The 26,829-nt window shown below is 41.6% G+C and carries 28 protein-coding genes and 2 tRNA genes; 12 read left to right on the top strand and 18 right to left on the bottom strand.

Features of this window, described 5'->3' with window-relative positions:
* Positions 1–172: 172 nt before the first annotated feature.
* The gene (locus VJH67_00535; GenBank protein ID HEY4515665.1) at positions 173–1,459 is read left to right on the top strand and encodes an ATP-binding protein; all 1,287 of its coding nucleotides are present in this window, start codon (positions 173–175) and stop codon (positions 1,457–1,459) included.
* Positions 1,460–1,862: 403 nt separating this feature from the next.
* Here VJH67_00535 and VJH67_00540 read toward each other — a convergent pair whose 3' ends face one another.
* The gene (locus tag VJH67_00540) at positions 1,863–2,252 is read right to left on the bottom strand and encodes a hypothetical protein (protein ID HEY4515666.1); all 390 of its coding nucleotides are present in this window, start codon (positions 2,250–2,252) and stop codon (positions 1,863–1,865) included.
* A 517-nt stretch (positions 2,253–2,769) separates the two neighbouring features.
* Positions 2,770–3,333, bottom strand: coding sequence for a hypothetical protein (locus tag VJH67_00545; protein ID HEY4515667.1), 564 nt, complete (start codon positions 3,331–3,333; stop codon positions 2,770–2,772).
* Between the two features lie 164 nt (positions 3,334–3,497).
* Here VJH67_00545 and typA point away from each other — a divergent pair, with 164 nt between their 5' ends.
* Positions 3,498–5,315: a translational GTPase TypA gene (gene typA, locus VJH67_00550; GenBank protein ID HEY4515668.1), complete on the top strand. Its 1,818-nt coding sequence runs from the start codon at positions 3,498–3,500 to the stop codon at positions 5,313–5,315.
* An 8-nt stretch (positions 5,316–5,323) separates the two neighbouring features.
* On the opposite strand, the gene VJH67_00555 is transcribed toward typA, so the two are convergent.
* Both VJH67_00555 and VJH67_00560 read right to left on the bottom strand, forming a co-directional pair.
* Positions 5,324–5,878 (bottom strand): PH domain-containing protein, encoded by a 555-nt coding sequence (locus tag VJH67_00555; protein HEY4515669.1) that lies wholly within the window; start codon positions 5,876–5,878, stop codon positions 5,324–5,326.
* Between the two features lie 9 nt (positions 5,879–5,887).
* Entirely contained in the window at positions 5,888–6,112 is a 225-nt protein-coding gene (locus VJH67_00560; protein HEY4515670.1) for a hypothetical protein, read from the bottom strand.
* 147 nt (positions 6,113–6,259) lie between these two features.
* Between VJH67_00560 and VJH67_00565 the strand changes: the two genes are divergently transcribed.
* Entirely contained in the window at positions 6,260–6,664 is a 405-nt protein-coding gene (locus VJH67_00565; GenBank protein ID HEY4515671.1) for a DUF4383 domain-containing protein, read from the top strand.
* Positions 6,665–6,745: 81 nt separating this feature from the next.
* Here the strand turns inward: VJH67_00565 and VJH67_00570 are convergent, their stop codons facing one another.
* From VJH67_00570 to VJH67_00580, 3 genes are all read right to left on the bottom strand, one after another.
* A complete protein-coding gene (locus VJH67_00570; GenBank protein HEY4515672.1) occupies positions 6,746–7,204 on the bottom strand; it encodes a MerR family transcriptional regulator in 459 nt (152 codons plus the stop codon).
* A gap of 75 nt (positions 7,205–7,279) precedes the next feature.
* Positions 7,280–7,355: transfer RNA gene (locus tag VJH67_00575), tRNA-Ala, on the bottom strand.
* Positions 7,356–7,423: 68 nt separating this feature from the next.
* The gene (locus tag VJH67_00580; GenBank protein HEY4515673.1) at positions 7,424–8,422 is read right to left on the bottom strand and encodes a D-alanine--D-alanine ligase; all 999 of its coding nucleotides are present in this window, start codon (positions 8,420–8,422) and stop codon (positions 7,424–7,426) included.
* A 40-nt stretch (positions 8,423–8,462) separates the two neighbouring features.
* Here VJH67_00580 and VJH67_00585 point away from each other — a divergent pair, with 40 nt between their 5' ends.
* Together VJH67_00585 and VJH67_00590 are read left to right on the top strand one after the other, a co-directional pair.
* Complete coding sequence (locus tag VJH67_00585; protein HEY4515674.1) at positions 8,463–9,500, top strand: FecR family protein; 1,038 nt, start codon at positions 8,463–8,465, stop codon at positions 9,498–9,500.
* A complete protein-coding gene (locus tag VJH67_00590) occupies positions 9,490–11,199 on the top strand; it encodes an adenylate/guanylate cyclase domain-containing protein (GenBank protein HEY4515675.1) in 1,710 nt (569 codons plus the stop codon). The genes VJH67_00585 and VJH67_00590 overlap by 11 nt, the downstream gene beginning before the upstream one ends.
* A gap of 15 nt (positions 11,200–11,214) precedes the next feature.
* On the opposite strand, the gene VJH67_00595 is transcribed toward VJH67_00590, so the two are convergent.
* Both VJH67_00595 and VJH67_00600 read right to left on the bottom strand, forming a co-directional pair.
* Complete coding sequence (locus VJH67_00595) at positions 11,215–12,126, bottom strand: cysteine synthase family protein (protein ID HEY4515676.1); 912 nt, start codon at positions 12,124–12,126, stop codon at positions 11,215–11,217.
* A 6-nt stretch (positions 12,127–12,132) separates the two neighbouring features.
* Positions 12,133–13,065 carry a hypothetical protein gene (locus tag VJH67_00600; GenBank protein ID HEY4515677.1) on the bottom strand — a complete coding sequence of 311 codons (933 nt, stop codon included), beginning with the start codon at positions 13,063–13,065 and terminating at the stop codon, positions 12,133–12,135.
* 115 nt (positions 13,066–13,180) lie between these two features.
* On the opposite strand from VJH67_00600, the gene VJH67_00605 reads away from it, so the two are divergent.
* Entirely contained in the window at positions 13,181–13,690 is a 510-nt protein-coding gene (locus VJH67_00605) for an NYN domain-containing protein (protein ID HEY4515678.1), read from the top strand.
* 134 nt (positions 13,691–13,824) lie between these two features.
* Here the strand turns inward: VJH67_00605 and VJH67_00610 are convergent, their stop codons facing one another.
* From VJH67_00610 to VJH67_00650, 9 genes are all read right to left on the bottom strand, one after another.
* Complete coding sequence (locus tag VJH67_00610) at positions 13,825–14,361, bottom strand: hypothetical protein (protein ID HEY4515679.1); 537 nt, start codon at positions 14,359–14,361, stop codon at positions 13,825–13,827.
* A 19-nt stretch (positions 14,362–14,380) separates the two neighbouring features.
* The gene (locus VJH67_00615) at positions 14,381–14,929 is read right to left on the bottom strand and encodes a histidine phosphatase family protein (GenBank protein HEY4515680.1); all 549 of its coding nucleotides are present in this window, start codon (positions 14,927–14,929) and stop codon (positions 14,381–14,383) included.
* Between the two features lie 78 nt (positions 14,930–15,007).
* Positions 15,008–15,092: transfer RNA gene (locus tag VJH67_00620), tRNA-Ser, on the bottom strand.
* A 53-nt stretch (positions 15,093–15,145) separates the two neighbouring features.
* Entirely contained in the window at positions 15,146–15,547 is a 402-nt protein-coding gene (locus tag VJH67_00625) for a DUF2177 family protein (GenBank protein ID HEY4515681.1), read from the bottom strand.
* Between the two features lie 329 nt (positions 15,548–15,876).
* Positions 15,877–16,761 (bottom strand): M48 family metallopeptidase, encoded by an 885-nt coding sequence (locus VJH67_00630; GenBank protein ID HEY4515682.1) that lies wholly within the window; start codon positions 16,759–16,761, stop codon positions 15,877–15,879.
* A gap of 4 nt (positions 16,762–16,765) precedes the next feature.
* Positions 16,766–17,245, bottom strand: coding sequence for an NUDIX domain-containing protein (locus tag VJH67_00635; protein HEY4515683.1), 480 nt, complete (start codon positions 17,243–17,245; stop codon positions 16,766–16,768).
* A gap of 6 nt (positions 17,246–17,251) precedes the next feature.
* The gene (locus tag VJH67_00640; protein HEY4515684.1) at positions 17,252–17,809 is read right to left on the bottom strand and encodes a LemA family protein; all 558 of its coding nucleotides are present in this window, start codon (positions 17,807–17,809) and stop codon (positions 17,252–17,254) included.
* Positions 17,810–18,031: 222 nt separating this feature from the next.
* Positions 18,032–19,672, bottom strand: coding sequence for a chaperonin GroEL (gene groL / locus VJH67_00645; GenBank protein HEY4515685.1), 1,641 nt, complete (start codon positions 19,670–19,672; stop codon positions 18,032–18,034).
* A 63-nt stretch (positions 19,673–19,735) separates the two neighbouring features.
* Entirely contained in the window at positions 19,736–20,026 is a 291-nt protein-coding gene (locus VJH67_00650; protein HEY4515686.1) for a co-chaperone GroES, read from the bottom strand.
* 225 nt (positions 20,027–20,251) lie between these two features.
* On the opposite strand from VJH67_00650, the gene secG reads away from it, so the two are divergent.
* From secG to VJH67_00680, 6 genes are all read left to right on the top strand, one after another.
* Positions 20,252–20,473 (top strand): preprotein translocase subunit SecG, encoded by a 222-nt coding sequence (gene secG, locus VJH67_00655; GenBank protein ID HEY4515687.1) that lies wholly within the window; start codon positions 20,252–20,254, stop codon positions 20,471–20,473.
* A gap of 66 nt (positions 20,474–20,539) precedes the next feature.
* Positions 20,540–22,237 (top strand): ABC transporter substrate-binding protein, encoded by a 1,698-nt coding sequence (locus VJH67_00660; GenBank protein HEY4515688.1) that lies wholly within the window; start codon positions 20,540–20,542, stop codon positions 22,235–22,237.
* A 42-nt stretch (positions 22,238–22,279) separates the two neighbouring features.
* Positions 22,280–24,277, top strand: a complete 1,998-nt coding sequence (locus tag VJH67_00665) for a ribonuclease J (GenBank protein ID HEY4515689.1) — start codon at positions 22,280–22,282, stop codon at positions 24,275–24,277.
* A gap of 605 nt (positions 24,278–24,882) precedes the next feature.
* Positions 24,883–25,119 (top strand): 30S ribosomal protein S21, encoded by a 237-nt coding sequence (locus VJH67_00670; GenBank protein ID HEY4515690.1) that lies wholly within the window; start codon positions 24,883–24,885, stop codon positions 25,117–25,119.
* A gap of 67 nt (positions 25,120–25,186) precedes the next feature.
* Positions 25,187–25,723: an rRNA maturation RNase YbeY gene (ybeY, locus tag VJH67_00675; protein ID HEY4515691.1), complete on the top strand. Its 537-nt coding sequence runs from the start codon at positions 25,187–25,189 to the stop codon at positions 25,721–25,723.
* Positions 25,632–26,804, top strand: coding sequence for a cell division protein FtsA (locus VJH67_00680; protein HEY4515692.1), 1,173 nt, complete (start codon positions 25,632–25,634; stop codon positions 26,802–26,804). The genes ybeY and VJH67_00680 overlap by 92 nt, the downstream gene beginning before the upstream one ends.
* Positions 26,805–26,829 lie beyond the last annotated feature (25 nt).

The following is a 26,829-nucleotide window of genomic DNA, read 5'->3' on the forward strand; positions in this document are numbered from 1 at the left end:
AATTAGTGGATTAGTTATAAAACCCTTAAAAACAGGCTTTTTATAGGGCAAAACCCTACTGTGCCACTAGACTAGCATAGTAGCTAGAGTTGCTTGTTTTTCTCCTTTTTGTCCAGTATAATAGGTCTACTATGCAAAAAAGGCAGAAAGTGCATAGTACAACATAAATACTATGCTAAAAAACACCATAATAAAGCAAAAAGGAGACCGAGATAGGCTCATGTCTCTTCCATACGTAGAACGTACACAAGAGATAAGAGCTCAAAAGTGGATGTCTTCAGATTTGATAAAAGTTATTCTCGGACCCCGACGAGCAGGAAAATCGGTCTTTGCTTTGATGTTGCTTAAAGATCAGTCTTTCGCCTATTTTAATTTCGATGATGAATCACTCCCTGGTGAGGAAAAAATAGATCTCGATGAACTTCTTTCAGAATTAAAACAGGTCTACGGTGATACAAAATATATTTTCTTTGATGAAATACAAAACCTTCCAAATTGGGAATTGTTTGTAAACCGTCTTCATCGTTCCGGATACAATCTGGTCCTCACCGGTTCTAATGCCAGCCTTCTTTCAAAAGAACTGGCTACGCATCTTACTGGTAGACATATTCCGATAGAGATACTACCTTTTAGTTTCCAGGAGTTTTTAAAAGCTAAGAGTTATGAACTTGATGCGGACAAACTAGCTCTACCTGATGAAAAGGCAAAGCTGTTTAGTTATCTAACTCAGTACATGACGAATGGCGGATACCCTGAAGTTGTCACAAAAGATGTGGACCCTCGAGGATACTTGGATGTACTGTTCGATGCTGTGCTATTTAAGGACGTCATAAAAAGACACCGAGTTAAGTTTTCAAAGCAAATAGATAACCTAGGATCGTATTTGATAAACAATGTTTCAAATCAATACACCGCAAGAAAGCTTCGTGATGTATTGCAATTTAAAAGCGATGTAACCGTAGCAAAGTATCTCGATTATTTGATAGAGGCATATTTGTTGTTCTCTCTCGATCGTCACTCAAGTAAAGCAAGTTCCCGAATACAGTCTGCTAAAAAAACGTATGTGATAGACAACGGCCTTGTTACTGCTAAAGCGGTCCAACACTCCCCTAACACAGGAAAGCTTATGGAGAACTTGGTATTTACCGAACTCGTCAAAAAAGGTAATGAACCGAATCGTGAGGTGTTCTATTACAAAACTAGAAATGATAGAGAGATAGACTTTGTTATAAAAAATGGACATGAAGTCGTAGAACTCATACAGGTAACATATGACGTTACCAATCCTGACGTCGAAGAACGTGAAGTCAAAGCCCTCGTGGAAGCCGGACAGGAATTGAATGTGAATAAACTCACAATCCTTACATGGAATGAAAAAAGGGAGGTAAAAAAAGGTGAAGTCACAATAGTATTTAGACCTCTGTATGAGTGGCTACTTGAAGTAAACAAAGAAAATTAAATTTATGAATCCCGTTGCAAACCAAAACCAAAACAAAATAGAAACCTACATCAAGTGCAAGAAGTGCAACATTGAGGTTTTTACTATTACAAACGGTGGTTTAACTCCATGTAAATGTGGGGCTTTTTACGTTGTCTTGTCCAATACCCACTAATTTGCATTTATTCGGACTTAGACTTTAAGGGTCCAAAAATAATGCACCATATTTTATTTAAATTTCCTTGCTCCGGGAGTAGGGATCGAACCTACGACCAATCGCTTACATTTTGTCTTCTATTACTAGAAGTATGGACTATATCATCCCCATATATTCAAAATCGAACACTTAGGGGCGAGGCGCTTCGTACCAACAACATTGCTGGAACTACTCTCTTGCGAGATAGTCTCTACACCTTTCCCTTGATTACTCTCGGGACTTGGCTCGGGATTGCCCCTTAGGGGTTTCCCCGAATTCACCTCGTTTTTCAACCCAAATTTCTTCGGGAAGCTGCGTGATGCCGTCATGTACTTCCATATGACAATTTGCGCAAATCAAAACACATTTATCTATTTCTTTGCGTATTTTTTCCCAAGATCGAGTTAAACCTCTTAAGGACAAGCCAAAATCTTTTTTAGCTGGATCCACATGATGAAAACTCAAAGCTCTTGAGCATTTATTGTAGCCACATATAATACACTTATTGCCTTTATAAGCTCTCGCCATTTCACGTAAATTTTTTCTTCTACGTTTAACAGCCATTCGCATATATTCAGCACGGTCGGCATAAGTTCTTTTTTCTTTCCTGGTATACATATTATAAGTATACCGCAGAACTTATCGACACAGGCGATCGCTCTACCGCTGAGCTATCCCGGAGCATGAAAATCTAAAACATATTGAATTATCAACGAACCAAATCAGTTTATCAGAAAAAGGAGATGAGGCAAGATTTTTAGAGTTATGCACTTAGATACAGAAATGATATTGACGCTATTTTATAAAGGAGTAACATTTTCCATCAGGAGGCAGTAAAGTATGTTATTCGGATCGGACTGGGAAGATTGTCCTTGCAGAGGCGCAAACGCAAACTGCAGACGTTGTGATGGTAGAGGCTCCTACCAGAAACAGAAAGAAACGGGATCAAAACAAGAGCCAAGAGTTCTTCAGGCCAACCCGACAAAATCGGGAGGCCATGTGACGAGAGCGCAAGGGGCGGGAGGCGGCAAGTAGATTGCCTCCCCGACAAACCCACTGGGAGTCCACCTCTCGGTGGGCTTTCAGCTATGTAAAACTACTAAAATATTTTTATGACATGACTAAGGGGGCCTAGTTAGGCCCCCCTGTTATTTGCCGACCGTTGTGGAAGCGGCCAGCGATCTTTTACAGTCTCCTTTGCGTTCGGTTTCTTGTTGAGCTTCGCCTCACGCTCGGCATCAGCGTTAGCGAGAAGTTGCTCTATCGTCGTCAGCCTTTGTACTTCAGCCTTGTGCAAAGGCTGACGAGCAAGTGGCTGGCGTCCTCGCGCCCTATCGAGCTCATCGAAATTTTTGCGAAGCTCTTCTTTTCTTTTCAGCTCCTGTATACTCCGAGCTTCTCCCTCGAAATACAATTTGAGGTGGAGAGCCGCCACGTCGTAAGCTTCAGGAAACTTCTCCTTCAGCTCAATAAGGCTGATCGGCAGATGGTGAGGATTCGCATCCCCATTCTCCACCGAGCTGATGATGATCGCTCTCGCTAGGCGAAGACCAAAGAGGATAACGAGCTCCCCTCCTCCAACACAACCTTCGGCATGTGGGAACAACCTTGTGTACCTAGCTCTGCGTGAACACACAGTGCAAGTGTACTCAAAAAAAGTAGTGAGATCCCGGTAGGCGGGATCGTAAATCGCTTTCATACGTAAACCACCTTTCCAAGAATAATTTGGTACTTCTCTGTCACCTATTCTAATTCCTACTAGCAACAAAAGTCAATGAAAAAAGAGTGAATATACTTTATTAATAGAGTGTGTTACTCTTATTACATAAGCTTCCCTCTGGGGGATTTTTTATTGAAATTTTTATGGAAATTAGAAACATAGCCATCATAGCCCACGTCGACCACGGGAAAACCACTTTGACCGATGCCATTCTTCAGCAATTCGGCGCAGCTGATACAGCGGTCAGTATGGACAGCAACGCTTTAGAAAAAGAGCGCGGCATTACTATTTACTCCAAAAATGCCTCGGTCATGTATAAAGGAACGAAAATAAATATCGTCGACACCCCGGGCCACGCCGACTTCGGCTCTGAGGTAGAACGAGTATTGCGTTCCATTGATTCCGTGCTTCTTGTTGTCGATGCTCAAGAAGGCCCGATGCCACAAACTCGTTTTGTACTGAAAAAATCTTTGGAATTGGGAATCCGACCAATAGTGGTTATAAACAAAATCGACAAGCCAGCGGCCAACCCTAGTCGCACTCATGATGAAGTGTTTGACCTTTTCGCTGAACTCGGAGCAAACGATCTACAGCTCGACTTCCCTGTCATATACGCTATCGGGCGCGAAGGAATAACGATGAAAAATTTAGAGGACCAAAAAAGTCCATCAGCTAACGGAACCGCTCCCCTCCTTGATTTGATCCTCGAGCATGTGCCAAATGCTGCTTCCAATACCGAACCCAAATTCAAAGCTCAACCCTTCAACCTGGCATACGACAACTTCCTTGGAAGACTGGCTATCGTCCGAGTCTATAGTGGTTCTATAAAATCAGGCGACAGTGTTTTTGTAAAAAAACAAGGCAGCTCAGTCGAACCTAAAAAATATAGAGTAACCAAACTTTTTACATTTGATGGCACACGTAGAGTAGACACGGAAAGCGTAAGTGTGGGCGACATCGCCATTATGGCTGGCATTCCTGATATTTATATAGGCGACACTATAATCGACGACACTACAACACCAGCACTACCAGCGATACAGATAGATGAACCGACGATCAAACTTACTTTCCTGGTAAATAATTCCCCTTTTGCTGGTCGCGAAGGCAAATTTGTTACCAGTAGGCAAATCCGCGAGCGGCTAGAAAAAGAACTCGAAGTGAATGTTGGCTTGAAAGTCGATTTTGATATCGGTAGTGGTGAACAATTTACCGTTTACGGAAGAGGTGAATTGCACATCGCTATTCTACTTGAAAACATGCGCCGCGAAGGATATGAAATGCAAGTATCCCAGCCGGAAGTAATAGTGAAAGAAATCGATGGCAAGAAGCACGAACCGTTTGAAGAATTGGTAGTCGACATACCGAATGAATATCAAGGGGTGGTGATCGAGAAACTTGGCAAGCGAGGTGCCCTGATGACCAAAATGCAAAACAACACTCAAGGCCAGGAGAAAAATATCACTATGACTTTCGAAGGTCCAAGTCGTGGACTTTTCGGTTATCGCAGTAAATTTATTATCGATACAAAAGGAGAAGGGATACTCGCTCACCGAGTGCTCGGCTACAGGCCATATGCAGGTGAAATAGAACGGCACGAAGCTGGCTCCATGATTTCCCAAGTTATGGGTAAGACTCTTGGCTACTCTCTCGACAACTTGCAAACTCGCGGCACCCTTTACATAAAAGAAGCGACCGAAGTATACGAAGGTCAAGTTATCGGTAACACTTCCAAAGGAGAACAAATGACAGTCAACCCGACCAAAGGTAAACAGCTTACCAACATGCGCGCTTCAGGTTCGGATGAAGCCATCCGCCTCGTGCCTCCACAACTGCTCTCTATCGAATCAGGTCTGGAAATAATGGCCAAAGATGAGTATCTAGAAATCACTCCCATTAGCGTCCGCCTTCGCAAACAACAATTGACAGAGCTCGACCGCACAAAATCCAAGAGAAAGTAGATTCTAATTTATTTCTGTAAAGCTTGCTGTTGTAAAATAATAGTCCTAGCTTCTTCGGGGTTGCTGGCATATTTGATAGCAATAATACGATGTCTGTCATCGCCCGCTGTTTCGATATGGATAAAACCAAATTTGAAAAAAGTTTGGATGATGCCACGAGTTTCGACAGTGATGTCTTGAATATTATGATAATTGAAACTAGTGATCTCGCGATTGAAAAAACCTTTTTGCTCAATGTCGATCACTCGTTTGTTGGTAATAACTAGAGCATCGAGGTAATAATCGGTCCATTCAATAAAAAAGAAAGTCCATAGTAAAAGTAGCCATAGAGGATAAGCGAAAGACCCCCATTTCTGCACTCCAAACAAGAGAGTGCTTAAGATACTACTTGAAATACCAAGGCCTTGAACAAAAAATTCATTAAATAGTTCAAAAAAAATGAAGAAGTAAAGGAAACCAGGCAAGATAGCCAGCACAAACATGGTTATAGCAACGAGAAGCATCACAAACCAATGTTTACGAACCACTTTTATTATTTTTTCTCCGTCTTCAAGATTGACCATTTTTATATTTTATATAGTCGCAAGTTCAAGAGCCGCAGTACTTACTAGGACAGCGACTCCAAAAAGATACACCGCCTCCATAAAGAAAATCATCGGACTTTTTAGGCCGTACCTCGACCAATGCCAGAGCATGATGACAGCCACAATACCGGAAAAAAGTATGACTAAAGTGAATATAAGGGAAGCAATGGTTCCCCCGTTTATAGTTAGGAAATCTAACTCAGATGGAAGCATAAATATATTATATCACAACGTGTGGATAATGGGCTCACCCCTTGACTTATAAGTATTATAATGTGGGGAGTCGAATATATTAAAAATTATTAATTCATTCGTCGTGCTTTAATCGACGTAGCGCACGACATGATTTCGCAAAATCACATGGCAAAAAAATTAGCTAAAGTGTTCGGAATAATTTTCATCCTCGTCGGGCTCCTCGGTTTTATCGGGAACCCTGTCATAGGTGAGATGGGGTTTTTCCACTCTGATATGATTCACAACTTGATTCATATCGTAAGCGGCCTGATATTACTTCTGGCTGCAGCCAAAGGAGCCGCTTCTATGTGGCTCAAGATCCTCGGTATCATCTATCTTCTCGTAGCAGTGCTCGGATTTATGATGATTGATAGCACTGGTATGGCATACGTTCTCGGCATCATAAGCGTCAACAGCGCTGACAACTGGCTTCACCTCGTCCTGGGCCTGATATTTGTATGGGCTGGGATGTCAGGTAAGAAAGATCTTGTCCCTATGAGCATGAACTCAGACATGCCTGGACAGATGTAAGCGCTGGTCAAAAATAGAAAGTAGAAGATTTAAATGGAACCGCCGCCGACTCAGACTGAGCCAGCGGCGTTTTCGTAAGGCTCATCCCCAACGTTCTTTGATCCTGAGTGACCTGAGCTTCTCTGCGTAGTCACTCACGCAGATAACGAACATCTTTTTCTTCTGTTCGATCAAAATTTCCAGCGCCTCAGCCCTATCGGCAAGAAACGAACTCTTTTCCCCGTCAGTGACGAGGTACAGACTTCTGCCATCTTTCATGGCCTGTTTGAGACGAACATCGAGGTGCTGCCGGCGAGAACATCGCAAGACCTTAGTCACGTTTGACAACGCGACGCGTCGACGTCGAAGCTCTTTCATGAACATGACCTCGACGACTTCGACATCGTTGTAAAGCCGAAGATGGTTCTCAATCGGAGGCGAAACGATTTTGTTTTTGGCCCACCACTGCAAGTTGCGGAAACTTGCACCAGTAATATCACGAACCACAGGCGAAGGGTAAAAACCCCGAGCTATCGCATTTTTTACTCTAACAGTTCCCATTGAGGAACCCTCCCAAAAATCATAATACTGATTATACGAAAAAAATCAATCAAGCCAAAACACAATAAAATTCCCTGGTGGACCCTAGCGGATTCGAACCGCTGACCTCCTCATTGCAAATGAGGCGCTCTACCAACTAAGCTAAGGGCCCACCATGAAATTCTATCTGATTAACGCTGATTTAACATATTATCAGAAATAAGACTTTCGACAATACTACTACTTTCTATCCAACGCCAACGAAATAACATGATGCAGAAATTCGGAAAGGCTAGAGCCAGCAGCACGGAGAGCTTTGGGGATGAGAGAATTTTTGGTGAGACCGGGGAGAGTATTAGTTTCCAAAATATAAACTCCTCGTTTAGGATGAACTATAAAATCAGAGCGGGAATAATGGCGAAGACCCAGGACACTATGAGCCATGATAGCCATCCCCTCGATCATATCCTTTTCCTCCTTGGAAAAATTACCAGGACAAATTTCCTCCGCCCCTCCATCGGCATATTTCGATTCGTAATTAAAAAAGTGACTTTTTGGTTTTATTTCGATAGGCAAAAGAGCGTGATGGTGCGAACCTCGAAACTCATCCACCACCCCACAAGTCGCTTCCCTACCCTTTATATATTCCTCGATGATAACAGCAGGTGAGTATTCGAAAGCGGCGACCACCGCCTCTTCCAGTTCAGGCAGGGAGCTCGCTATCCTCACTCCCAAAGATGAGCCGGAAGACGCAGGCTTGACAACATATGGAGGCGGCAAGGTTTTATAAACTTCGCGAATAGCATCGCGAGTCAGATCCTTCAAATTTATATGAGTACCTACAGGAGTTTTTATGCCCGCTCTTTTATATTCTTTCTTTGAAGCTACTTTATCGTAACTCACAGCCGAGGCAGAGGAGTTTGACCCAGTGTAAGGTACACCGAAGGAGTCGAGAAGTTTTTGGACAGTGCCATCCTCACCATAATTACCATGTAAGGCATTCCAAGCCACATCAATTTTCTTCAAAATCTTTTCTGGCTGTTTAGAGAAACCCTCCTCATGCCAATCGCCATTTTTAGAAATAAAAATATCAATCGGCTGATAAATATCGGCTGAAAGGCTTTCAAGAACTGCCATACCAGTATTCAGCGACACATCATACTCACCCGAAGGCCCGCCCCGCAATACCCCCACCCGTATTTTGTCAGAAAATAAACCCATGCTTCCATTATATCTCATTTGATTTTATTCTCTCAAGCAATATACTCATACTGTTGTTATGAAGAAATTTCTCTCTCCTAAAATTTTGATTCTCACTACTGTTATCCTGCTTGGAGGAGTACTTTTATATTGGAAGCAAAATTCGAACAAGGCAATCGGAAATTTGAATGTATACGAAGGTAAAACTACGATCACTCGGGCTGAAAAATTGGTAGAAGGTAGAACGGGTATAGAGGTAAAAAGGATGGATGGGGTCAAAATAAACACTGACGCAAGAGCTTCTATCGTATTGAAAAATGGTGGCCTCTTGCGCCTCGAATCAGGTTCGGAAGTGGAAATATTGGGAGAAGACAATTTCAAATTGAAGAGTGGTCGAATGTGGTCGAGAGTAGAACCATTATCAGAAAATGAGTCTTACAGTGTCGAAACTCCGACTGCGGTCGCCACCGTGCGAGGCACTATTTTTAATGTTGATTATTTATTTAATATAAGCCAGCTCTATGTGGATAGCGGTTTGGTAAATATGGCTCTGCTCATGGGTACTCCTGAAGAAAAGAAAGGTAAAGAAACTTTGTCGGGAGAACTTTTCGTATTAAGAGACAATAATTTAAAAAATGATTTTGCAAAGGGGCCAGTACCTGCACCGAAAGAATTCTATGATGATTGGATACAGTGGAATGTGGATGAAGATGCTAAAGCAGGCTTTACAGAATGGGCCCATCCTGCTGAAGAAGAAATCGTAGAAGCCGTTCCTATAAACATAGTAAATCCTCCCAAACAAGTAGAGAAAAAAATCACTTCCATATTCCTTTATGGAAATAAATCTAAAATAAAACAAGGCGAGGAGACTAGACTTCTGGTAAGAGCTAGTTATCCTGATGGCTCTGTGCAAGAAGTGCCATTTGCAAATTTGACTTGGATAAAAAGTGAAAAGTGGGGAAACATAACTTCCCCCGGCTATTTCGGGAGCAATACAGTGGGTACGACTACCATATCGGCCCAAATAGGTAACTTAGTTTCAAACAGAGTCACTGTCGTAATCGAAGCGAATCCTGTTGTTCCTCCTCCAAACCCAAATACATATTATGAACCGTAACAAGTTTTACTTTTCTTTTGGATTCCTCACAATAGTGGTTCTTACTCTCATAAATTATTCTGGGGTATTTCAAAATTTTGAATATAGAGCTCTCGACATTTTCCGTTCAGCTCACTCAGCTCATCCCGATATCGTGATCGCCGCGATTGATAATAAGAGCATAGAAGAAATAGGTCGTTGGCCATGGAATCGAAAAGTGCACGCCGATTTTCTAAATGTTTTAGATTCCTATGGACCTCAAGTATTAGCTTTTGATATAAATTTTTCTGAAAAGCAAGATGACCTAAACGATAGTGCGTTCGCTTTTGCTATAGAAAATGCTTCTTTCCCAACAGTACTTACTACCCAAGCTATATTTACAAAAAATTCTGAAACTCCCCAATCATTTTTAAAACCAGTCATATTTTCGAAAAACACTGGCCACGTGAATGTTCCTGAGAGCGATGATGGTATTACCAGAAAATTTCCTGAATCTCTTGGGACAAAAGAAGAAACATTTCTACCATTTAGTTTCAAATTGGCAGAAATAGTGGGAGCAAATTTACCAAAAGAACAAAACCTCCTTATAGATTTCAGTGGCAAGGCTGGATCTTTCCAAACAATTTCATACAGCGATGTTTTAAATCGTAAAATAAAAAGTGAAGATTTGAAAGATAAAATAATTTTGGTGGGGGCGACCGCAAGCGACCTGCGCGATTACGTTTATGTCCCAGTAGCAGGTGAAATTATCTCCGGAGTCGAGTGGCATGCAAATGTTTTGGACAATATTCTCTTAAGTAGAGCTGTTGCTTATGCGCCAACTAAATACTATGTTCTGCTCGGCCTAATAATTTGGCTGATCATTTTGCTTTTACCCCTTTCAATAAAAACAAGTAATGTTTCAAAAATATTTACTGTACTAGTTATCGGGCTACCAATAGCAAGCCTAATACTGTGGCAAACCGAAAGTGTCGCCCTCCCCTTCTTCATCAATCTTGTCGGACTGATCCTAATATTCTTGATACGTTCTGGTTATAAATGGTACCAGGTTGAGATGGAAAAAAGGAAACTGCATAGGACTATCCAAAATAGATTTTCGCCTCAAGTGGTAGAAGCGATCATGCATGATCCGGAACTGCTGAAGCTCGGCGGAGTACGTAAAGAAGTAACGGTGCTCTTTTCCGATATCCGCAATTTCACCACCATTAGCGAATCAGTTGCTCCGGAAACTCTTTCCAAATTACTGCACGAATATTTCACTGAAATGACGGAGGAGGTGCTCGCGACCGACGGCGTACTCGATAAATTCATAGGCGACGCTGTCATGGCTTTCTGGGGCGCGCCGATAGAGCAAAGTGACCAAGTTGATAGAGCGGTCAAAACAGGGCTTGGTATGCTGCGACGTCTTACCGCTCTACAAAATAAATGGAAAAAACAAGATATGCCTTTTATAGATATCGGCATCGGCATCCACACCGGCATTGCTACCGTCGGTAACATGGGTTCAGAAAAACGTTTCGATTACACTGTGATCGGTGACACAGTCAACATAGCCTCTCGCCTTGAAGGTTTGAATAAGGAATACCAGACCCACTTCATTATATCCGAAGCCACTCTCCACAAAATTTCTCCTTCCCTGAACATCCAATCAAAACCCCTCGGCGAAGCCCTCGTCAAAGGCAAAACCCAAGGTGTAAATATTTTTGAAGTTAGCGAATAATTTTAACTACAAATTTTAGTAATAATTCTTTGATAAATAGGCTCTTCCAGAATCAGCAAAAACCATAACCACCAAATCACCCTCGCTTAATTGTTTTGCATATTCACTTCCAGCGTAAGCGACAGCTCCTGCACTACCACCGATTAATAATCCGTGTTCGCGAGCCATAGTTTTAAGCATTTTTATTGCCTGTTCATCAGTTACTGGGAAAAATTCATCGATTACTTTTTCATCTACACAAGGAGCGTTAAAATCTATACCGATACCCTCAAGTTTATATGGTTTAGGATTACCTTTAGTCTGATGAAAAGATGTGGCTGTATCGACTGCTATAACTTTAATATTAGAATCTTTTTCTTTAAGGAATTTTCCTACTCCGCTAATATGACCACCGGTACCTACAGCCGCAATAAAATGTGTAACCTTTCCCTCAGTCTGCTTCCAAATTTCAGGAGCTAATGAATGATAATACGTTTCAGGATTTTTCAAATTAAAATATTGATCCGGCATAAAAGCGTTCGGAGTTTCAGTTAAGATAGTTTTCGCTCGATTGTGATAACTATCAGGATCATCAATAGAATCAGTTAACGGACATTCTACGATTTCTGCTCCATACGCCTTGATAGCTTTGATTTTTTCCTGACTTACTTTCTCTCCTGATAAAGTAATGACGACTTTGTATTTTTTGATAGCACCAATCATTGCTAGAGCTATGGCTTGATTACCAGAAGACGCCTCAATGATCGTGCCGCCAGGTTTTAATAAACCTTCTTTTTCCGCCTGCTCAATCATGTAAAGAGCAGAACGATCTTTGATACTTCCACCTGGGTTTAAATATTCTAATTTAGCCAAAAATTTAGCGGGTCCAGAAAAACCGACTTGGATTAAAGGGGTATTACCTATTAAGCTCAAAACATCTTTAAACATAATGGATTAAGGTGTCGACTTGAAAATACTACACACATGACCTGCTTGCTTTCCTTCTTTTTCGAATGCTTCTAGGGCTTGCGTGGCTGTAATTCTAAATGGTTTCAAAACTTCTTTTAACTTGGGAGTGCTCCATTTTTGATTTTCAAGCTTGTCCTGCCAAAAGGCCCATGTTTTTTCGTGATCATAAAAATCAAATTCGACACCATTTTTCTCGTCCCTAGAATAACCCGCTAGAGTATCTTCCGGTTCACTTTGAATTTTATAGATACTGACCAATTCTTTTACTTCATATTTATTGGCAAAATAGAGTTGCTCCAAAACTTCATACGGGACTCTAGCACCTACGGCATTTACAATAACCCCTCCTGGATTTAGAACCTGTTTAGCTTGTTTTAAAAATAAATACTGTAGAGTCAGAGACCATTTCTGTAAAATCTCTGGACAATCTTCTACGTCACGAGCTAGGAATTGAGATGCAGCAACCTTCTTATCAAACACGAGTCCATCAGAAGGAACATTGGGAATATTAGCGTACACCAAATCGACTTTTATACCTCTATCAATCAATGGCTGACATAAATCACCCAAGTAAGTTTCTACTTCCGTGCTATCGCCAATCAAAGATTTAGCATTTTTTTGAGCAAGTTCTGGAATGTTTGGATGAATGTCTACCTGGTAGATTTTCTTCGGATGGAAAAGTTCGTAGACTCCGATTGAATCAATCCCAGAACCTGTACCAATAGTAGCAAAAGTTTCTGCTTTAAAACCTTCTTTCTTTAGTTCCTGAAAACCCAAAAATACAGGATACAGCCAACTATCCTTCGGTTTTTTAGGATCGAAGTCATAGGTATTACTATTCATTTCTACTAGACCCATCTTGTCTATACCCACTGTACTAAAAAGATCTCCTACTTCTAATGTCCAGGTTTTATCCATACTAAAAATGTACAACAAATCTATATTAAATACAAAACCCAAGCAGTAAATATTTTTGAGGTTTCAGAGTATATTTAGTTTTTATTATTAAAGTATTAGTATTTTCTGATAATATATGTTGGTGGATAAGAAAGAAAATAATCTTGCTTTTATAGATGGACAAAATCTTCATCTCGGTACCATACAAAATGGTTGGAAGATTAATTTCAACAAATTTCGCATTTATTTGAAAGATAAATATAAAACTAAAGAAGCATATTATTTTCTAGGGTATGTATCTGAAGAACAACAAGATTTATACAACAATCTACAAAAAGCGGGATTCATTGTTTTATTTAAAGAACATAATTCGGCATTAATTGCCAAAAAGAAAGGAAACGTAGATACCGACATAGTTTTTGAAATAATGAAAAACCTTATTGATAATAAAGATTTTTACAAAATTATTCTGATTTCAAGTGATGGTGATTATAAAAAAGTCGTTGACTACATGATCAAAAAAGATGTTTTTAAGAAAATACTCTTTCCAAACAAAGAGTTCGCATCATCTTTATATAAAAGTTTGGGTTCAGAATTCTTCGATTATTTAGAAAATCCTGATATCAAAGCAAAAATAAGACTCTAGATAAAAGAAAAGGGCTCCTTAGGTATAAACCGTTCGGATCCCTCCTCGTCTTAATACAAACACATTATACACTTACCTGTGATGAAATACAAGTAAATATAGAAAATAGTAAATATAGGCAAAAGTAAGCAAAATTAAACTGAATAGAACACTTTTTTATAGCTTTTACTTTCGATAAATCTGGTTACCGCTCTCACACATATAAATACAATCAGGGCCGTCATTTGGCCCAAAATATTTTCGGCGATAATAAAGTAGAGCCCGAGAGCAACAATCATTTCGACAAAATCATACAAGAACCAAGTATTCAAAAACATTAGGTCGGAGTGAGGCACTCTGTGTTCGCTTTTGATCCGCCATATCCACAAAATATCAGCTAAACGATAGAAAGCAAAAGACATTAAGAAATAGCTAACCGTTTTTTGGGTTCCAAATATAAGTAGGAACATGCTGAAAATGATGAGGGTGTGCAATATGACATCTATCTCCAACTTCAAAGCATATTTTTTGGCAAGGGGATTGTAATCGATCCAATAATCAATAATATTCAAGTAAGCAAAAATAAAAGCGATATATTGCCATGGCTCGCGCAGTTCGGTCCAAAACTGAAAACCAATACCAAGCACCACTCCGATCATGACATCAATAAACTTCAATTGAAACTTCGGCATACTAAAATTCTAACACGAATTACACTACTTCATATTCCCAACCTGGTTTCCAGGATTTGGTTTTACGCCAATCTTCGGCGAGAGCTTGTTTCCAAGTTTTACCATTAAGTAAAACTTCTAGAGAAATTTGTGGGGCTTTGTGGCCTACGATAGCAACACTTTTCCCATCATAATTATTTTTGAGGAATTCAAGAAAGTCAGTAATACGAGCCTTCACATCTTCATAACTCTCTCCTTCAGGAAAAGGTTTTTCAAGACATTCTTCCTCCTGCATCGGCTCCACAATTTCTGAAAGAGCGCCATTCAGCTTTCCATAATTACATTCTCTGAGCCTTGCGTCAGGAATAATCGGATACATTCCACTCCAAGATAGCTCAGCTGACTTTACAGCACGCTTTAAATCAGAGCAGAATACAACATCAAATTTTTTATCTTTCGTTTGCTCTTTTAAATCAATCGACTGTTTTATCCCGATATCAGAAAGTTCAACATCTTTCCAGCCAGAGGAAACATGTCGTTCGTTATCGGTAGTAGTGCCATGTACAAAATAAGTTATTTTAATTGACATAAATTTATTTTTCGAAAACTTACTTGTAAAAAAATCTTCAGTAAATCCCGCCGCCGCTAAAGCTATAGCGGGCGAAGGCGGAACCGGAGAGATTTGAACTCTCGAGACCTTTCGGCCTACTCGCTTTCCAAGCGAGCGCACTAGACCACTATGCGACGGTTCCAAAATTATGACAGCTTCAAAATAATCCTATAATCTTACAGAGCTATATTACCTTTACGCAACGAATTTTGCTACCAGGAAAGAAGAGAAGCCAAAAATCACAGCGCCCCAGAGAGTGTCAATGAGAGCGACTGACCAATCCCATTTTTCGATTAGAGCCAAATTAGTAAAATTGTAAAATCCATAAACAAGTAAACCAAACAAAGCTCCTCGCAAAAGAACTGAAAGGGAACTTTGAGCCGGAACATTTAATACAAAGAAAGTAACAAGAGCCGCCATCGAGATGTAGATGAGGATGACAGGCAGAATGCGAGGCGAAACAGCTCCTTCAGGATTCAGACGGAGAATGGTACTCAAATGATTGTAGTAAAAAGAGTTGGCGATGAAGCCGACCCACAAAAGATCGAGAGCAGCGATAGCAATAATAGAAGCAAAAAATATTTTTATGGTGTTCATATATTAAAAATAATATCACAAAAAAGAGCCTGAAATATAGCCTTTTGCACAATCCCCTTTTACCCCTTGCTTTTTATATCGGAGTATGATACACTGTACCCAGATGGAGGTGAGTATGTACTTAGTTTTATTGAGTATAGTTCTAACTTTAGCCATACATGAGCTGTTCGATTACCTTGAGCGCTACTACGCGCAAAAGGATCGAGAAGCTCGAGTCTGGTTGAAGTCCGAATAACTAACCTCCTCTCCCTATACGGTTTCATTCCGCTCCTTGGGGCCAGCACGTGTGCTGGCCCTCTTTTTATTTCTATTTTATTTACCCAATTTAATTATCCAATGAGAGCTTTTATTCTTTCTTCCACTGGAGGATGAGTCGCAAATAACTTTGAAATGCTTTTAGCTCCCCTACCAAATGGATTCGAAATAAAAAGATGTGCAGTGGCATTACTCGCCGCACGCATGGGGCGATCGTAGGTAGATATTTTTTGAAGAGCACTAGCTAAACCTTCAGGATATCGAGTGAGAAGAGCCCCAGAGGCATCGGCAAGAAATTCACGTCTTCGTGAAATAGCTAGTTTGATAAGAGTAGCCACAATGGGCGAAAGGATAGCAAGAGCGATACCTACTATCATTAAAACATTTCCCTTATTATCATCTCGGCCACTGGACCCACCAGACATATGTGAGCGGAGAAATATATCGGAAAGAATAGCAATGAAACCGACAAGCACTACGACCACTGTCATCACCAGCGTATCTTTATTACCTATATGTGAAAGCTCATGAGCTATTACTCCTTCGAGTTCACTCCTATCAAGCCTCTCTAGCAAACCCGTAGTCACAACAACAGCGGCATGTTCTTTATTTCTGCCAGTAGCGAAAGCATTGGGAGCTGAATCACCGATAACATAAAGTTTCGGCATCGGCAGGCCCGCGGCGATGGAGAGGTTTTCGGTAACCGTATATAAATCAAAAAATTGTTCTCGGGTAGCAGGCTTGGCTTTAGTCAGAGCGAGAGAAATTTTATCCGAGTACCAATAACTCAAAAAGTTCATAAAGAAACTAAATATCACAGCCACATACAAAATAGTCGGGTTCTCGTAATAAACAGAAAAAAAGTAACCGACAGCGATTATGACCACCAAAAACAAGCCCATCAAAAACCAGGTCTTCGCCACATTTGCACTTTGATGACTATAAAGATTTGGGGTCATATTATTATTTTCTGTCTGAAAGAATTTTATGGACCTCTTGGATTTCGCCTAATACGCCGTCGATCAGGTCATATTCGGCTGCTTCATCCACCGTCACCCATTTGAAATCGGTAGCATCATCGTCAAGCTTCACTTCACCAGAAATATAGGGAGCAAAATAACTAAAACAAATTACGGGCACACCATCGGGTCGAATGAAGGTAAGGTCGACCAAAAATTCAGGTTTACCAATTTCTAAATTTACTTCTTCTTTTATTTCCCTTCTCAAAGATTTTTCGAGTGCTCCATACCACTGCTTTCCGTCTCCAGTACTCGAGGGAGTATCTATGTAATCATCGACAGAAAGGCCACCTCCAGGAATGGTCCATTTTCCCGGCATCACTTTCTTATGCATAGCTCTCTTGGTAATGAGGTAGGTAAAATCCGGTTTGTAAACTAAAGCCGTGGAGGTAATCCTATGCAATTCTTTATCTTTTATCTCCATAGAAAGTTAGAACTGGACTTTTACGGCTTCGCGTTCTGATTCGCTTCCGTCGAGATCGAAGAATTCCATTTTTGAAAAACTAAAGATGCCGGCAATTATATTTGATGGAAATGAATCGGTCGCGATATTCAAGTCACGCACATTGGTATTGTAGAAACGGCGAGCGGCTTGGATTTTGTTTTCAGTGTCAGATAGTTCGCGCTGAAGCTCTTTGAAATTCTCACTCGCTTTCAGATCGGGATAAGCTTCAGCAATAGCAAAAATAGATTTCAAAGCTCCAGTGAGCATATTTTCAGCCTTACCTTTTTCCTCTAGGCTCCCCGCTCCCATGGCTAAGCTCCTGGCTTTAGTAACATTTTCGAAAGCACTGGCTTCATGAGTAGCATATCCTTTGACTGTATTTACTAAATTTGGAATGAGGTCGTACCTTCTCTTAAGCTGCACATCGATATCAGCCCAGGCTTCTTTGGCTCGAGTGACAAGGCGGACAAATCGATTGTAGTAAGCGACAAAAGAGAGAGCCAGCACCGCAAGTATGATTAAGATAATGTATGTTGGAGTCATAGTATAAAAGGTTAGTTGATTGAGCCAATTATAGCATAAATGAGAAAGGCCGGCAGCTAGGAGCTGCACGGCCCTTCGTCCCCGCGGAGGAGACTTGGCCCAGGGTGGGCCTTAGATCGTGTTCGACTAAAAGTGTCCGAGCTTTGGTTGTGTCCTAAAGTTTGGGCAGGTGATAGGAAAACACGACCTGAACTACCGTTATTATCATAGCACAAACACATCTTAATAGTCCATATCAGGTCCGTGAGAATGCGAAGCTGGCTTCTTTTCTTCAGGCTCATCGGCTATAGCTACCTCAGTAGTGAGGAGGATACCAGCGGCAGAAGCGGCATTGCGCAGAGCTGCTTTGGTCACCTTTACCGGATCAATGATGCCAAGCTTAATAAGATCATCAGAAAATTCATCTTTCAGGGCATCATAACCGGCATTCTCTTTCTCTGAATTCATTATTTTTTCTATGGCCACCGAACCATCAGCTTTGCCAGTGTTCAGCACTATCTGTCTCAGTGGAGCTTCGAGAGCCTTCATCACAATTTCCATCCCAAGAATTTCTTCCTCTCCTGTTTGAGCTGGAAATTTTACTCCTCGAAGTTTCCTCGCAGCGCGTATCAGAGCCGAGCCTCCCCCAGCGACGATACCTTCAGCAATAGCCGCTTTGGTCGCGGCCACAGCATCCTCGATTTTCAATTTCAAATATTTCATTTCGGTCTCTGTCGCCGCTCCCACTTTTATCACTGCTACTCCTCCTGTGAGTTTGGCGATGCGTTCATCAAATTTTTCTTTATCATATTTGGAAGTAGTTTGCTCTCTCTGTTTTTTAATCTGCTTCACTCTTTCATCTATGTCGGCCTTTTTACCTTTACCCCCTACGATCACTGTACTATCTTTAGTAGAAATAACTCTAGCGGCCCGGCCAAGCATCTCATAAGTAGCATTTTCAATTTTTATACCCAGGTCATCAGATACCACTTGAGCTCCCAAAGTAGCGGCAATGTCCTGGAGCATTTCCTTTTTCCTATCACCAAACCCTGGAGCCTTGACTGCAAGGACCGAGAAACCTCCTCGAAGTTTATTTACTACAAGAGTGGTCAGGGCTTCACCATCGACATCGTCAGCCACTATCACTAATTCCTTTTTACCAGTCTGCGCGACCGCTTCAAGCAAAGGCAAGATATCTTTTAAAGAAGAAATCTTTTTGTCAGTGAGAAGCACTGGCACATCCTTATATTCCGCCTCCATCCTTTCACTATTAGTGATCATATATGGAGAAACATAGCCCTTATCGAATTCCATACCTTCCACCACCTCAGAATCGACACCGAAGGCTTGCGATTCTTCCACTGTCACCACCCCGTCTTTACCAACTTTCTCAATAGTCTCTGCAATAATAGTACCTATCTCCTCCGACTCGGCTGATATGGTAGCTACCTGGCGTATTTCTTCTTTATCTTTAATCGGCTTGGCAATATCAGAAAGGATTTTTATAGCTTTTTCCGAAGCGCTTTCTATACCGCTCCTTAAACTCATAGCATTCACCCCCATACTAGTGTGCTTCAAGCCTTCCGCGATAAGAGCCTGGGCTAGAATAACAGAAGTAGTAGTACCATCCCCAGCAACATCATTTGTTTTTGAAGCCACTTCTTTCACTATTTCTGCTCCCATGTTTTCGAATTTATCAGAAAGAGTGATCTCTTTGGCGATAGAAACTCCATCATTTGTAATAGTCGGTGCGCCGTAGCCCTTATCGAGGACTACGTTCCTGCCCCGTGGCCCAATAGTTATCTTGACCGCATTGGCCACAGTATCCACCCCCCTTTTCAGAGCTTTTCTTGCTTCTTCACTAAATAAAATCTTCTTTGCCATAGTTTTGATATTTTAATTTTTCCCTGCCCGACTTTGTCATTCAGGCGGGCTTCTTTTCTTCTTTTAATTCTTTATGACCGCAAATATATTTTCTTCTTTCAGAATATAATATTCTTCCCCCTCATATTTCACCTCATCATAGCCATATTTTGAAAATATTATTTTGTCTCCTACTTTTAGGCTCATAGGAATCTTTTTACCGTCTTGATTGACTCTTCCTTCACCGAGAGCGATCACTAGCCCTTGTTCTGGTTTTTCCTTACTTACAGTGTCGGGAATGATGATACCTGAAGCTGTTTTGCTCATTTCATCTGTATCTAAAGGCTTCACCAACACTCTATCCCCAAGAGGCATGATGCCTCTCTTATTACCTTTGACTATAGACAAAGAAGCCTTCTTCCCAGCTTTTGATCTGACTGTTTTCGATTTGATTTTCTTCTTCATATTTAGAAAAAGTTAATTAATAATTCACCGATAATGCCGCGAATTTCGCTCGGATAATATCTTGTTTTTTACATAGAGTCAACAGAGTAGCATTTGCCCTAAAGCTCTATTTAAGTTATAGTCAAAGTCATACATATGTCAGTTATTATTTCCTACATACAGATAGCGTTGTCAGTTATCATGGTAGCTTTGATACTGATCCAACATTCGGATGAATCACTCGGGAGTGCTTTTGGTGCTTCTGGAAGTGAAGGTCAATACCGTACTCGCCGCGGTGCAGAACTGTATATTTTCCGAGCCACTATCGCAGTAGCTATACTTTTTGTACTCTCTGCCCTTGCAAACATTCTTTACTAAGATATACTTAATCCCATCGATTCCTTGTTTTAATTTCTGCGCTCAAATTACTTGAAAGCGCAATTTATGGAAAATTCACACGCTAACGGATTTTTTAATTCTGTCATAAGTTCGTTCGGACCGACCGAGCGTATACTCTTTTACTTATTCGCAGCTGTACTTTTCTTCTCTGGCCTTTCTGCCGCTTGGCAAGCCAACAACTTTTTCCTAGTAGAAGTACCCGGGCACGGTGGCAAACTTACCGAAGGCATGGTCGGCAGTCCACGATTTGTAAATCCTTTACTCGCCATTTCAGAGACTGATAAGAGCCTGTCCACCCTAGTATATTCCGGCCTCCTTAAATATAGCGGTGACACATATGTTGCCGACTTAGCTGAATACTATTCAATATCACAGGATGGCCTTAATTATGATATAAAAATAAGGGATGATGCTTTTTTCCACGATGGTAAACCAGTCACGGCCACAGATATCGCCTTTACTATAGAGAAAGCACTCGATCCATTACTCAAAAGCCCAAGGCGCAGTAACTGGGAAGGGGTAACAGTAGAAGTGGTGGATGAGAAGAATCTAAGATTTATTTTAAGGAAGCCGTATTATTCGTTCCTCGAAAATTTGACTCAAGGAGTGTTACCTAAGCACGTGTGGGAAGATGCTACTTCAGAAGAATTGCCTTTCAGTCAATTGAACATCGAACCTGTCGGCTCTGGCCCATACGAAGCATCAGATATAAAATATAATTCGAGTGGAGTGCCGACAGTGGTCACCCTTTCCTCATTCAAAAAATATACAGGTGAAGAACCATTTATAAAAACAGTCGAAATAAGGTTCTTCCAAAGTGAGGAAGCTTTAGTAAAAGCCTACGAAAGTGGTAGTATCGACTCTGTAGCCGGACTATCGCCAGAGGTAGCTATAATCCTGAAAGAAAAAGGTTTCAATATTGCCTCATATGTTATGCCTAGAGTGTTTGGAGTATTTTTCAATCAAAATCAAGCCGGAGTATTCCTAAATCCAGAAGTACGGAAAGCTCTTGATATCAGTATCGACAAAGAAAAATTGGTAAAAGAGGTTTTGAAAGGTTATGGTTTGCCACTGAAAGGGCCGATACCAGCTAAAGAAAGTAGATGGATAGTCGATTCCGATAATGACTTCGAAGAAGCAAAGGCTGTGTTAGAAAAAGCAGGCTGGAAAGCGAATGAAGATGGTATATTAGAAAAGAAAGTAAAATCAGTAAATCAGAGGCTCTCTTTCTCTATCTCTACTTCCGACGCGCCGGAACTGAAAGCCACCGCTGATATATTAGCAAGCAGTTGGGAGCAGTTGGGAGCCGATGTCGAAATAAAAGTATTCGAGTCAGGAGATTTGAATCAAAATGTTATCAAACCTCGAAAATATGATGCCCTTCTGTTTGGAGAAAGTTTCGGTCGAGATTTAGATTTCTATCCGTTTTGGCATTCATCAGCTCGTAATGACCCAGGCCTCAATATCGCTCTTTACGCAAATATCACCACTGACAAACTGCTTGAGGAGATGCGTACAGCTACCGATATAGGGACGATAAATAAGAAGCGAGCTGAATTCGAGTCGGAAATAATAAATGATATACCAGCTATATTTACCTACGCACCTGATTTCATATATGCCATACACCCAAGGATAAAAAATGTGGATTTGGATAATATATCGAGCGGAAGTAGCAGATTTATGGGCATTGAAAAGTGGTACATAGAGACAGAGAAGGTATGGAGTGTTTTTTCAAATTAAATCCTATTTATTAAAATAATAAGTAATTAAAAAATAAAAGTAATGCAACAAAGAAACGACTCAGGAAGATTCCGCATAAGAAGTTTTCATTCTGAAAGTGGGACAGAAAACACAGAGAGAACGGCGACAGGAGCTCCGACGAGAGAAAGGAGTCGGCCTTTTATCGCTGGTAGGCCAGCAAGTAATAGTGTGATCGCTCCCAGCAGAAGACCTATGACTCACCCAGGGGACAGGCCTCGAGTAGGAACGAGAGGACCATCGAGAGATCGTAGGCCATTTGTCAGGCGAGGTGATCGCCCGATACCACGCGATTACAAATTACCAGAGGCTAGCGCTCCCATAACTTTAAATATCCCTCCAGTCGGCGACAATATACGCATTATTCCACTCGGTGGCACCGAGGAAATAGGCAAGAATATGACCGCCATCGAAATCGGTGATGATATTTTCGTCATGGATGCTGGTTTCCAATTCCGAGATGAGGATACCCCAGGAGTAGACTACATTTTACCGAACACAAAGTATCTTGAAGAGAGAAAAGAAAAAATACGAGGCGTACTCATAACCCACGGCCACCTGGATCACATCGGCGGCATCCCCTACATCATGGATCGTATAGGTAACCCACCCCTTTACTCACGCCTACTCACGACTGTCATGATCAAAAAGAGACAGGAGGAATTCCCCCACTTACCACCTCTCGATATGCGAGTGGTAGAAAAAGAGGACACTATTATGCTCGGAAAAACGAAAGTGAGCTTCTTTTCCGTCACCCACACTATTCCTGATTCAATGGGTATCGTGATAGAGACTCCATATGGCCTCGTGGTAAACCCGGGTGACATAAAGCTTGAGCATGTGGACGGTGTACCGACAGAAAGAGAAGAAAAAGAATACGCAAGATTCAGTAAAGAAAAAGTACTCTTATTGATGATGGACTCGACCAATGTTGATAATCCTGGATTTTCTACCCCTGAAAAATTGGTGCATCAAAATTTGGAAGAAATAATAAAAAGCACCAAACGTCGACTCATAATCGGCACCTTTGCTTCCCAGCTTGAGCGCATGATCGCCATTATCGAGGCGGCAGAGCGTAATGGAAAAAAAGTGGTAGTGGAAGGCAGAAGTATGAAGCAAAATATAGAAATCGTGCGCGAGCTCGGTATGTTGAAAGTAGGCAAGGGTACCATCATCACTACAGAGGAAATGGATACTTTACCGCCCGACAGAGTTATCATATTGGCGACAGGCGCTCAGGGCGATGAGTTTGCCGCTCTAATGCGTATGTCATCCAAAACCCACAAATATATAAAAATCTCCAATCGCGACACCATACTACTTTCTTCCTCTATTATTCCTGGAAATGAAAGGTCAGTCCAAAAGTTGAAAGATAACTTGGCGCGACAAGGAGCAAAAATTATCCATTATCGTACCAGCGATGTTTATATCCACTCGACTGGCCACGGCAACCGAGGCGAATTGGAATGGATCCATAAAAAAGTAAATCCAAAATTCTTCATTCCGATTCACGGCAACCACTATATGCTCCGGGTACATGAGGAGTTGGCTCAAAATTTAGGCATGCCTCCAGAGAATATCGTGGTACCTGACAACGGTATGATCATAGAAGTACAAGAAGGTGGCGAGAAAATAAAAGCTCTGAAAGAAACTGCTCCCTCATCCCCTGTTATGGTCGATGGATTTGCCATCGCTGATGTGCAAGAAGTAGTAATGCGCGATCGTAAAATGCTCGCGGAGGATGGAATGTTCGTCATCGTCGCGACCATAAACTTGAAAACTGGTCGGCTTCGCAAATCGCCTGATATTATTTCTAGAGGTTTCGTCTATTTGCGCGAATCGCAAGAATTGATGCAACACGCTCGCCTTCTCATTAAGAAAACAGTGGAAGAAAGTGCTATGGGAATGAACCCAATCAATTTCGACTTTATCAAAGGTAATGTGACCGACGCCGTGGCTCGCTTTCTCTTCCAAAAAACCGCCAAAAGACCGATTGTGATTCCGGTGATATTGGGGGTTTAACCCCACCCTTCCCTCCCCTTAGCAGGGGAGGGAAAACAAAATCCTCGAATCCGTAGCGTATTACCTCCCCTGCTAAGGGGAGGTCGAAGCGAAGCCCGGGTGGGGTTTATTAACAACAAGGCCCGCCAGAGCGAAACCTGTTGGTTGTTGCTCTGGCGGGCCTCCGGATCAGGGAGCCGCGGGATCGTACTCGATGACACTGCCGTCTGGCTGGACGAACTTCGTTACGCCAGTGGTATGCCGGCAGAAGTCGTCGAAGTGAAAGTCGTAATTCTTCATGTTCCTCCGAGTCTCCGGACCACAACCTCCATCAACTTGAAGCCCTTCATCTCCTTGGTATTCCCGCAACATCTTGGTCAAATTCTGGCCAAAATGCTGATTAGGAATAAAGTCGCAAGGGACAGTTTGCTGCTTGACGAGAAATGCGGCCAGAATCTGGACGCAAGGCCCTGATGACCCTTGCTGCATATACTTGGGAACTTCCATAGTGCTTTTACACCTCCTGTTTCCTATCCAACCATATTTAAACCCAATATACAAGCAGTTTTTATCTACCTTATAAATACTGTTGTCTACTATCTTGAGCTATGTTAGAATAGCCCGACATGGCAACGAATGTCGAAATAGTAAAAAGCGGATTGGAGAACAACCTTTCCATCATAAGGAAATTCACTAAAAAGGTGCAAGGATCGGGAGTACTTTCACGTCTACGTTCTATCCGCTACTCCCAGAGAACTCTCTCTGATTATGTGAAAAAGAAGAAGGCGCTGAAGCGCATCAAGCGTCGTGAGGTAGTGCGCGAAGCAATCAAAATGGGCAAAATGCCCGATAAAATGAACTAAGAGTTTACCAAGGGTCACCCTTGGCCCGAACCCCTTTGGCCAAAGGTGACCCTTGGTAATCAAAAAAATGATACTCATCGCTGAAGGCAAGAATTACTCTATCACCTCAGAATGTCACGAGCCCCGCATACCAGGGGGCTTTTTGGACTTAGCTTTCAATAAAATCATTCCCGAAATATTGGGCAAGAAATACTTTGCTTCGATCGCTTTCGTCCGAGAGAAGAAGATGAGGAAAATAAATAAAGAGTATAGGAATAAGGACGAATCGACCGACGTGCTCGCCTTTAATTTGAAGGAGGAAGGAGAAATTTTATTTTCTCTCCCAAACATGAGGAAAAAGTCTAGGGAGTTTGGAATGGAAGCCTCTGAGTACCTATCCTATCTCCTTATCCACGCAGTTGTTCATTTGAAAGGGCTCGATCATGGTAGTAAAATGGATAGACTGGAAAAAAAGTTTTGTAATATTTTTAATATACGACACCCCCACAATAAAATCGAGAAAGATCATCAGAATGAGCCAAAAAATAACAGCAGGAATAGACATAGGAACATACCAAGTAAGGGTAGTGGTATCGTCGCACGAAAAAGCGCGAGAATTTCCTAAAATACTAGGGGGCGGTAGTGCTGAATCGAAAGGATTACGCCATGGCTATATTATAAATTCTGGAGATGTAGTAAAAAGTGTGCAAGCGGCTATTGCCCAAGCTGAAAAAACTTCGGGCCAGAGAATACGTAGAGCCTATATTTCAGTCGGTGGTATAGGCCTATCAAGCACTGTAGCCGTAGGACATAGCATCGTATCGCGTGGCGACCAAATAGTAACAGAGCTCGATATCGATGCCGCAACTACAAGCGCTGAAGAAGCCATACCTCAAGCTGTAATCCAAAACAGGAAAATAATTTATACCATACCAGTACAATGGAAAATCGATGGTAAACCAGTATTAGGAAGAGTGCTTGGCATGAAAGGAGTAAAAATAGAAGTGAAAGTGCTTTTCATCACCTGCCTTGAGCCCCACTTGAATGACCTTCTAGAAGCAGTGGAAGAAGCTGGTATAGATGTGATCGATGTCGTTGCTTCCCCTATCGCCGCAAGTTTCGTCACTCTTTCTAAACCACAAAAAATGGCCGGTTGTGTCCTCGCCAATATAGGAGCTGAGACTCTTTCGATCGTAGTATTTGAAAACAACATACCCATCTCGCTTGAAGTTTTCCCTATCGGCGGTTCAGATATAACCAACGATATTGCTCTTGGATTAAAAGTAGCCTTGGAAGAAGCTGAGGTCATAAAAATCGGAGGACTTACTCATTCTTCATATCCCCAAAAAAGGCTGGAAGAAATAGTGGGAGCTAGGCTCTCCGATATGTTTGAGCTAGTAGAAACTCATTTGAAAAAAATCGGCAAGAATGGCCTTTTGCCGGCCGGAATAATTATTACTGGTGGAGGCTCTTATATTAATTCTGTCGAAGATGTCGCGAGGGCCACCCTACACTTACCATCCCGCGTAGCTTCGCTCAAAGTGGGCGAAGGCAAAATTCAACTGAAAGATTCATCTTGGTCAGTGGCTTACGGCCTATGTATCATGGGCACAATCCCTGAAGAAGAGGAGCGCCTCGGCCTTAGCCGCCACGGCGGCGAATTCTTCTCCAAAATCTTCGACTGGTTCAAACAATTTTTACCTTAATATTTTCTAAACCAGGACATTTTTG

This window comes from Candidatus Paceibacterota bacterium (assembly GCA_036517255.1).
Lineage (GTDB): Bacteria > Patescibacteriota > Minisyncoccia > Phycocordibacterales > WO2-35-19 > DATDXE01.